The sequence below is a fragment of the Sporosarcina koreensis genome (genome assembly GCF_001531445.1).
GTDB classification, from domain to species: Bacteria; Bacillota; Bacilli; order Bacillales_A; family Planococcaceae; genus Sporosarcina; species Sporosarcina koreensis_C.
The window spans coordinates 5,147-13,043 of the sequence record NZ_LQYA01000053.1; the positions used below are offsets into that span (position 1 = coordinate 5,147).

Here is a 7,897-nt window from a genome sequence, read left to right on the forward strand (position 1 = left end):
GTCTGTTGCCTGCGGATATGGAACAATTGAAAATCAATCGAAATGAGTGAATTTCTCCGGAATGACCGGCTGCAGTGAGGGAACCGAAACGATTTCCATTTCCGGATAGCGGAAGGCTGTGAGTTTGCCTCCGAACACGCACCCTGTATCGATATTGACGGTCCGGTTTACGAACCTGGCTTCCGAAACCGGAGTGTGCCCATAAACGATCCATGCGTCTCCGGAATACTTTTTCGCCCAATCCCTTCTGACAGGACGCCCATCTGGGAGCGTTTCGCCGGTCGTATCCCCATAGAGGACAAACGACTGTGTTTTTTTTGAAAAAGGTTCTCCAATCATCTGTTCACGGATTCCTGCGTGTGCGATAATGAGTTTTCCGTTATCCGGATTTTCGTATAACGGCAAAGCTTCATAGAATTGCCTATAGCGATCCAAAAAGCGTATTTTTTCTTTAGGTGGCAAGGCATTCAATTCCGCCACGGTCGTCTCAAGTCCATTTTTCTGTTGGACGTTGCTGCCTTTTGCCAAACGGTATAGTTTGTTGCAATGGTTTCCGGGGGAATAGATAAGTCTATGATTGTCTTGCAAATTGAACATCAATTCCAGCGTTTTCAACGATGCCGGACCCCGGTCCATCGCGTCGCCTACAAAAGCGAGCTGTCTTCCGTCTGTATGGGACGGCAATCCTGATGCGAATGAATAGCCGAGCTTATCGATGAGCGATAGCAATTCATCATAGCATCCGTGAATATCACCAATAATATCCAGTTTCATACCAAGTCTCCTTTTGAAATTGTTATACTTACTATCATACCCTTAGCATTGCATTCATGCATGTCGGAGCGGAAAGGAAGGTGCAGCCATGACTGTAAATGAAGAAATTCGTGATGAAATTATTGTTGACGAAGAAAAACTGATAAATTCATTGGAACAGCAAGATATTAAAACGTTCCGTGATGAATATTTGATGCTTCACCCATATGACCGAGCTGTTTTCTATGAAAAGGTGGACACGGATCATCGAAAGACGATGTATTTTTTCCTCTCTCCGAAAGAGTTGGCGGAAATATTCGAGACGAGTGAAATCGATGAAGATGAATATAAGCAGTTCCTTCAGGAGATGGACACGACTTATGCCGCGGATATGATTTCCCACATGTTCGTCGACAATGCGGTAGATGTCCTGAAAGAACTTGATAAAGCGCAGATTGCCAGCTATTTGACGTTAATGAACAAAGAAGCGGCTGCACAAATCAAATCGCTCTTGCATTATGAAGAGTATACTGCCGGTTCCATCATGACGACGGAATATGTTTCAATTCCGCAATATTCGACTGTACGCTCTGCAATGACAATTCTGCGGAATGAAGCCCCGTCTGCGGAAACAATCTATTATGTTTTCGTCGTTGATGAAGATAATCGTTTGACGGGCGTTGTTTCGCTCCGCGACTTGATCATTACGGATGAAGATACATTGATACAGTCGATCATGAATGAACGTGTCGTCAGCGTTCTCGTCTCGGATGATCAGGAAGATGTCGCAAGGACGACCCAGGACTATAACTTGCTCGCTGTTCCTGTCGTTGATTTCCAGCAGCATATGCTGGGAATCATTACCGTCGACGACGTGATCGATGTTTTAGACGAAGAAGCATCCGATGACTATTCCAAACTTGCTGCTGTATCCAATATGGACTCCTTTGATAAGACTTCCTTTGCAGCTGCGAAGAAAAGAATTCCTTGGCTGATCATTCTGTTAGTGCTCGGCATGCTGACCGCCAACCTGATTGATCTATTCACCGATACGATTTCGCAAGTCGCATTGCTGGCCGCATTCATTCCACTGATTGCAGGAACTGCAGGAAATAGCGGGACGCAAGCTTTGGCTGTCGCAGTCCGCGGGATCGCAACACGTGACGTCGAGGATGAAAGCAAGTTTAAATTATTATTGCGGGAAGCAGGCACTGGTCTCATAACTGGACTCATTTGCGCTATTTTTGTCGTAGGACTCATTTTTGTTTGGAAGCATGAATTTATCATCGCTTTACTCGTTGGCGCGGCAATCCTTGTTTCCATCTTTGTCGCAACGATTTCCGGATCGTTCATTCCACTGTTCATGCATCGGATGAAAATCGACCCGGCAGTCGCTTCCGGCCCGTTTATTACGACATTGAACGACGTCATCAGCATCATTATCTATCTTGGCTTGGCAACAATGTTCATCAACAGCCTTTGACGGCAGTAAAGCACTTCATTCTAGGTAGGCGCATATACTACGGAAAAAAGGGGGAATCAACATTTCCTACAATGAACCGTTGATATTTGTGCAGGGGCCACCCGTCTATGTGAAGATGATCGTCTTTGAAGAAGAAAGCACATCCGTCTTCGTCCCGAGCGATGTACCGGAGAGGGAGGCAGTGGACATCATGCCATCCGTTCAAACAGCAAGCAACGTTGTCAACCCCGCCGTCATGGGTAAAATTCGCTATTTGAGCGAACCGTTCCAAAAGCAGGCATACACGCCTCTTCAATTTGTCGTTGAAGGCGATATCGTCAAAGGAGCAATCCAAAAGATGGAGGATGGCATCCTGTGGATCGAAGCCGACGACTTGATTACCGAAGTTGAAGTCGCAAAGATAGAAGACGTGTTATGGCGCGGGCAGCCATTTAACACTAGAATCTAAAAACAAGGCAGACTGGAAATGCGGTCTGCCTTGTTTTTATGTAGATTGTTGAAAGAGCTCAATAAATCTCATAATGTCCCAATAAGTCCCCTCAAGTCCATGCATTCTTCCGAAAATGAAAAACTGCCCGATCGGAATCCGATCGGGCAGAGTCAGCATCACAGGTTATTCCTTCAGTCCTCGTCACAATCGATGAAAACGTCCTTCACGCATTGAATTGCACAGAAGCATTTCAAGTCAACTGTTACGCAAGTACCTGTTGCTTCAAATCTTTCCACTTCACAAACTGCGTCGAGATCCAATTTGCCGCCTTTGAACAAGTCGACTTTTCGACCTCTTGCATCACGTGGTTCAAGAACTTGGATTGTTGCACAGCAATTATCGAAAATATTTTGAACTCTGAAGAAAATCGAGAAACATGTTGCACAATCTTTTCGACCATGCTCGGAGTTCGTTGTGTTTTCAGTCTCAGCGAACCTTCTTCTTCTATTGAACATTGCTTTGAATGGATTACCTTTCTCGTCTAATAGCATGAAGACACGCGTATTGGCCCGTTGTCTAGCAGGGCTTACAAGGCTACCGAGCGGAGTCAGGAAACAGTCAGTTCTGCAATCGTCACAATCGATATCATCGCGGATATCCTGCACACGCTTAATGGCACGGACGACCTCGCAAATGCAATTGTCGTGGCGCCGTACTTCACCGACTTCTTCATTTCTTCCACATCCCATTCATTCCACCTCCTTTTCTCAACTCCTTATACCTTATGCGGATAATTGCTCAGAGCTAGGGCAAACATCACGCCATGAATAAAAAACAAACCCAAACGCCATACTGTTAAAAAAAGGGGATGGTGGATATTCGTCAATTGATAACGATGCTATGCGTGCTGTTTCTGCTGTCCGGATGCATGCCGAACGAGTACAAATTCGAAAATCGTACAGAAGAGGACGCGGGCAAGGCGGAAGAGTTATTGAAGAAGGACGATCGCGTCAAAGGGGTTGCAGCCCTTTTCCATGACGATCACTTGCTTGTTGGAATCCGCGTGAAAACCTTTTCCAGGTTCAATAAAAGAGACATAGCCAGTGAAATCGAAAAACAGTTGAAAGAAGAATACCCGGATCTTGCGGTTTTCGTTTCCGCGGATAGCAAGATTTTAAATGAAACAAATAAACTTATCCTGAAAAAGGATGAAAAAGGATTGAAGAAACAAATCCATCATTTGATATCACTAGCGGAGGAAGAGACATAATGGATAAAGAAAAATACGCAAAGCTGGAGGAAGGAATCACTCCGAAACCGCCGCTACTCAAAAATTGTATAAAAGCATTCTTAGTAGGCGGAACGATTTGCCTCATCGCCCAGTTCATTGCCCTTTTCTATATGACCTTCTTCGATTTTACCGAGCGGACAGCGAGCAATCCGACAGTGGCGACGATGATTTTCATTTCCATGCTGCTGACCGGCTTTGGCGCTTATAAAAAAGTCGGCCAGATAGGCGGGGCAGGCGGGGCAGTCCCGATAACCGGATTCGGGAATGCGGTCGTGTCGGCGGCGATTGAACATAGGTCGGAAGGATTTGTGTTAGGGGTCGGTGGAAATATATTCAAGTTGGCGGGTTCGGTCATCGTGTTTGGTGTTTTTTCAGCCTTCATTGTCGCACTTATTAAGACAATCTTAGTGAAGATGGGGGTCATTTCATGGTAATGAAAGGCCTATTGACATTTTCTTCGACACCTTCCATCTTGGCAACGGGCGTTACTGCAGGGCCGCTTGAAAAGAAAAGCGCTTTTCAGGCAGGCTTCGACAAAATGTATGAAGATGAAAGATGCGGCCTAGAAACGAATGAACAAGGCCATGCGAAGCTGATGGAAGCTGCATGTATGATTGCGTTAAGCAAGGTTGATAAAATACCGTCAGACACTGATTTTTTATTAACAGGCGATCTTGTCAATCAAATGACGCCTTCAAATTTCTTCGCGACAACTGTCGGGATTCCGTATTTCGGCATGTTTTCAGCGTGCGCAACATCTGTCTCTTCACTGCTCCTTGCAGCCCTTTTGACAGAAGCGGGCATGTCGAAGCTGGCTATTGCGGGTTCATCGAGCCAGCATAATGCAATCGAACGGCAATTCCGATATCCGATTGAATATGGCGCGCAGAAAGGTGACACTGCCCAATGGACTGTGACGGCAGCGGGAGCGGCAGCCGTCGCACCATACCAACAAGGGCTTCCTTCTATAGAACGCGGAACGGTAGGAAAAGCGATTGATATGGGAATGACGGATCCATTGAATATGGGAGCGGCCATGGCGCCAGCAGCAGCTGATACATTGAAGCGTCATTTGACGGGCCATGGAACTTCTGCAAGTGACTACGATTTGATTATGACCGGGGATTTGGCCACTGTCGGCTTTTCGATTTTTAAAGAGTTGGTGAAGAACCAAGGAATCACGGAATTTGGAAACTTCAGCGACGCAGGCATGGAGTTTTACGGCAATAATCCGGATTTCATGGCAGGCGCAAGCGGAGCGGGATGCTCGGCGGCCGTTTATTTTTCGGACGTCTATCAGAAGATGAAGGACAAGGAATATAAAAAAGTACTACTAATTGCTACCGGTGCGCTGCTTTCACCATTGTCGTACCAGCAAGGCGAGACGATTCCGTGCATCGCGCACGCAGTCGAACTAACGATGAAATGAGTGGTCTGATTGTTTTCGATTTACATTACATCCTTCATAGTCGGTGGGCTTATTTGTGTCATTGGCCAGCTGATGTTTGACGTAGCAAAGCTGACACCGGCGCATACGCTCTGCATTCTTGTCGTTGCGGGCTCCGTGCTGGACGGATTTGGCCTTTATGAACCGTTGATCGATTTTGCGGGTACCGGTGCCACAATTCCCATTACATCTTTTGGCAATTCACTGACCCATGGTGCACTGGCTGAAGCGGAAAAGCATGGCCTTATCGGTGTTTTGACAGGAATGTTTGAAGTGACAAGTTCAGGGATCAGTGCGGCAATCCTATTCGGCTTCATCGCCTCGTTTTTATTCAAGCCGAAGGGCTCCTTATAAAAAGAACTGTGCGAACGCCCCCTTCTTCTCTCCGCTATCTGCATAGGATAGACGGAAGGGAAGGAGGGATTTTTATGTTCGGTGGATGCTATCCTGGCGGCGGTTGTGGCGGCGGAGGATATGGCGGGTATGGAAGAGGCTCATATGGCGGTTCCACTTTCGTTCTGATTGTTGTTCTCTTCATCTTGCTAATCATTGTTGGCAGCAGCTTTTGCTAAGGGGAGGGTAGAGTAAATGAATGATTCGTTTTTCAAAAAAATAGAATCCAAAACCGGTGTTCCAATGGAGGAGGTTTTCGCATTGGCGAACGCGATCCAATATGCAGATTTCAGTGATGAGCGGCAAGTGCGGAAAATCGTAAGAAAAGTTGGCCGGCTCGCAAACAAAGAAGTCCCACCACATATGGAAGATGAACTTGTGAAATCAATCGTCAAAAACGGCAATTCCGTTAACTTCAATGACATTCAAAGAATGATGGGGTAACCCAAAAGCGGAGGACGCCTGCCTAGATGCGACAGGCATAAGACGGTTCAAGGAAGGCAGTCTAAGTTCGCCACTTCCTGTGGCATAGACTGCATACCCGCATCCATGCGGGCACGAAACGGCGCTCTTTGCCGTACAGCTGAAACGGCTTATGACCCGAGCAGCTGGCGTCCACAACTGGATGATGTCCAAGTACCTACTACCGATGCATTGTCCGCATAACCGAAGACCCGTAACTGGAAATAGGATTTACCTAATCTCATTCAAAAAAATAGGTGAAACCAATCATTTTCCGTTTAATACGTTTCATAGACTATTAAAAAGGTTATAGGGTAGATGAGGATATATATAAAGGGGTGTGGGAAAATGGGATACATTCTACCGGTACAGCCGATGCAAGCCGAAATATACGCGAATCGAATGAATGCAGTGCGCAATAATTTTGCGTATGTCGATCGGGTGGAAAAAGTGAAAATGGATCCGGATCTGATGGATAAATTCGATGATTCACTTCGTCATGAACAGGAGCGGATTATGGAGGAAAGGGAAGAAGGAGTGGTAATCGCCAAATCTCGCCCTCCTTACTTGAAAGGGTTCATCTATCCGAATCCGGCCAACCTATCGCCTGAAATTGCACATCTCGTTGGAAAAGGGCTCGCAGTAAACGAATACGTGTAAATGGATTGAAATTTTTTGAATTTGAAATCCCAAAAAAGAGCAGACCTGCAACCGGTAACCGGTTCGCGGATCTGCTCTTTTCCAATTGACTTACTCTTAAGAGGTGATCTCTTTTTCCATTGCGCGGTGCGGAATATCCGCATCCATGAACTCGGGAGACGTGACCGTATACCCGAGTTTCTCATAGAATGGCACAGCGTAGGACTGTGCGTTCAAAACGATTTTATTCATTTCAACAAATTTTGCATGTTTTTCAAGTTCATGCATGATCAGATTCCCTAGATGCTTACCACGCATTTCTTTTAAAATACAAACCCGCTCCACTTTTCCGATTCCTGGACCGATTTCCCTGATGCGTCCTGCCCCGATCGGCTGCTGTTCATCATAGACGATGAAATGGGAAGCGGTTTTATCGAACTCATCAATTTCAAGACTGATAGGTACCCCTTGTTCATCCACAAACACTTTTTTCCGCACATCATACGCATCTTCCCGTTCAAGATCGGAACGGGCAATTCTAACTTCAATCAATCTTCAGCTTTCCTCGCCGAGACGGAAAGTTTCATAAACTGTCCAAGACCCGTCCTCAAGTTGATAGAGAAGATGGATCCGGTCGATCATTTCAGTATGATCCACGCCGAACATCTTGATTTGACCGATTATGTCATCATGTTCACCGGAATTCAATTTTTGTGCGATTGTAATATGCGGGACGAAGGAATATTCAGGCTTTTCACCGAAAAAATCTTCATTCAGGTCTTTATGGAGTGAAAGGATTTCCTCATTAGGTGTCACTTTAAAGAAAATCGTGTTGGTGATGGGTGCAAATGTGCTGACTTTTGACACATTCAATTCAAACGGCTTATGCTTGCGGACTACTTTTTGGATGGCTTCCGCAACTTGCTCGATCTCTTTATCATCCGCCTCGAATACACCTTTAACGGTCATGTGCGGTGTGATAAGCGCATAATGTGGATC

13 protein-coding genes are annotated in these 7,897 nt (G+C 45.9%); 9 read left to right on the forward strand and 4 right to left on the reverse strand.

Annotation, left to right across the window (positions count from 1 at the left end):
* Positions 1-33 precede the first annotated feature (33 nt).
* Complete coding sequence (gene prpE / locus AWV70_RS08490; protein WP_060206123.1) at positions 34-774, reverse strand: bis(5'-nucleosyl)-tetraphosphatase PrpE; 741 nt, start codon at positions 772-774, stop codon at positions 34-36.
* Between the two features lie 88 nt (positions 775-862).
* Between prpE and mgtE the strand changes: the two genes are divergently transcribed.
* On the forward strand, positions 863-2,236 hold the full coding sequence (gene mgtE / locus AWV70_RS08495; RefSeq protein WP_060206124.1) for a magnesium transporter: 1,374 nt from the start codon (positions 863-865) through the stop codon (positions 2,234-2,236).
* Between the two features lie 109 nt (positions 2,237-2,345).
* Positions 2,346-2,684, forward strand: a complete 339-nt coding sequence (locus tag AWV70_RS08500) for a hypothetical protein (protein WP_153009932.1) — start codon at positions 2,346-2,348, stop codon at positions 2,682-2,684.
* Positions 2,685-2,857: 173 nt separating this feature from the next.
* Here the strand turns inward: AWV70_RS08500 and AWV70_RS08505 are convergent, their stop codons facing one another.
* Positions 2,858-3,415 (reverse strand): CotY/CotZ family spore coat protein, encoded by a 558-nt coding sequence (locus AWV70_RS08505; RefSeq protein ID WP_060206129.1) that lies wholly within the window; start codon positions 3,413-3,415, stop codon positions 2,858-2,860.
* A 119-nt stretch (positions 3,416-3,534) separates the two neighbouring features.
* Here AWV70_RS08505 and AWV70_RS08510 point away from each other — a divergent pair, with 119 nt between their 5' ends.
* From AWV70_RS08510 to AWV70_RS08535, 7 genes are all read left to right on the forward strand, one after another.
* Complete coding sequence (locus AWV70_RS08510) at positions 3,535-3,936, forward strand: YhcN/YlaJ family sporulation lipoprotein (RefSeq protein WP_060206131.1); 402 nt, start codon at positions 3,535-3,537, stop codon at positions 3,934-3,936.
* Positions 3,936-4,391, forward strand: coding sequence for a stage V sporulation protein AC (spoVAC, locus tag AWV70_RS08515; RefSeq protein WP_060206132.1), 456 nt, complete (start codon positions 3,936-3,938; stop codon positions 4,389-4,391). Before AWV70_RS08510 ends, spoVAC begins: the two co-directional genes overlap by 1 nt.
* A complete protein-coding gene (locus AWV70_RS08520) occupies positions 4,385-5,386 on the forward strand; it encodes a hypothetical protein (RefSeq protein ID WP_060206134.1) in 1,002 nt (333 codons plus the stop codon). The genes spoVAC and AWV70_RS08520 overlap by 7 nt, the downstream gene beginning before the upstream one ends.
* A 9-nt stretch (positions 5,387-5,395) precedes the next feature.
* Positions 5,396-5,758, forward strand: coding sequence for a stage V sporulation protein AE (spoVAE, locus tag AWV70_RS08525; RefSeq protein WP_060206136.1), 363 nt, complete (start codon positions 5,396-5,398; stop codon positions 5,756-5,758).
* 74 nt (positions 5,759-5,832) lie between these two features.
* Positions 5,833-5,976 carry a YjcZ family sporulation protein gene (locus AWV70_RS22845; RefSeq protein ID WP_082713525.1) on the forward strand — a complete coding sequence of 48 codons (144 nt, stop codon included), beginning with the start codon at positions 5,833-5,835 and terminating at the stop codon, positions 5,974-5,976.
* A 16-nt stretch (positions 5,977-5,992) separates the two neighbouring features.
* Positions 5,993-6,241: a stage VI sporulation protein F gene (locus tag AWV70_RS08530; RefSeq protein WP_060206138.1), complete on the forward strand. Its 249-nt coding sequence runs from the start codon at positions 5,993-5,995 to the stop codon at positions 6,239-6,241.
* A 366-nt stretch (positions 6,242-6,607) separates the two neighbouring features.
* Complete coding sequence (locus tag AWV70_RS08535; RefSeq protein WP_060206140.1) at positions 6,608-6,919, forward strand: hypothetical protein; 312 nt, start codon at positions 6,608-6,610, stop codon at positions 6,917-6,919.
* A 96-nt stretch (positions 6,920-7,015) separates the two neighbouring features.
* Here AWV70_RS08535 and AWV70_RS08540 read toward each other — a convergent pair whose 3' ends face one another.
* Positions 7,016-7,450 (reverse strand): GNAT family N-acetyltransferase, encoded by a 435-nt coding sequence (locus AWV70_RS08540; protein ID WP_060206141.1) that lies wholly within the window; start codon positions 7,448-7,450, stop codon positions 7,016-7,018.
* Between the two features lie 3 nt (positions 7,451-7,453).
* A partial coding sequence (locus tag AWV70_RS08545; protein ID WP_235588585.1) for a 2'-5' RNA ligase family protein occupies positions 7,454-7,897 on the reverse strand: 444 nt, incomplete at its 5' end.

Bases quoted from the DNA above. Each gene is read 5' to 3' on its own strand.
- AWV70_RS08520 (WP_060206134.1), top strand. From the start codon at position 4,385: ATGGTAATGAAAGGCCTATTGACATTTTCTTCGACACCTTCCATCTTG.
- AWV70_RS08535 (WP_060206140.1), top strand. From the start codon at position 6,608: ATGGGATACATTCTACCGGTACAGCCGATGCAAGCCGAAATATACGCG.
- AWV70_RS08510 (WP_060206131.1), top strand. From the start codon at position 3,535: ATGGTGGATATTCGTCAATTGATAACGATGCTATGCGTGCTGTTTCTG.
- prpE (WP_060206123.1), bottom strand. From the start codon at position 774: ATGAAACTGGATATTATTGGTGATATTCACGGATGCTATGATGAATTG.
- AWV70_RS08505 (WP_060206129.1), bottom strand. From the start codon at position 3,415: ATGGGATGTGGAAGAAATGAAGAAGTCGGTGAAGTACGGCGCCACGAC.
- spoVAC (WP_060206132.1), top strand. From the start codon at position 3,936: ATGGATAAAGAAAAATACGCAAAGCTGGAGGAAGGAATCACTCCGAAA.
- mgtE (WP_060206124.1), top strand. From the start codon at position 863: ATGACTGTAAATGAAGAAATTCGTGATGAAATTATTGTTGACGAAGAA.
- AWV70_RS22845 (WP_082713525.1), top strand. From the start codon at position 5,833: ATGTTCGGTGGATGCTATCCTGGCGGCGGTTGTGGCGGCGGAGGATAT.
- AWV70_RS08530 (WP_060206138.1), top strand. From the start codon at position 5,993: ATGAATGATTCGTTTTTCAAAAAAATAGAATCCAAAACCGGTGTTCCA.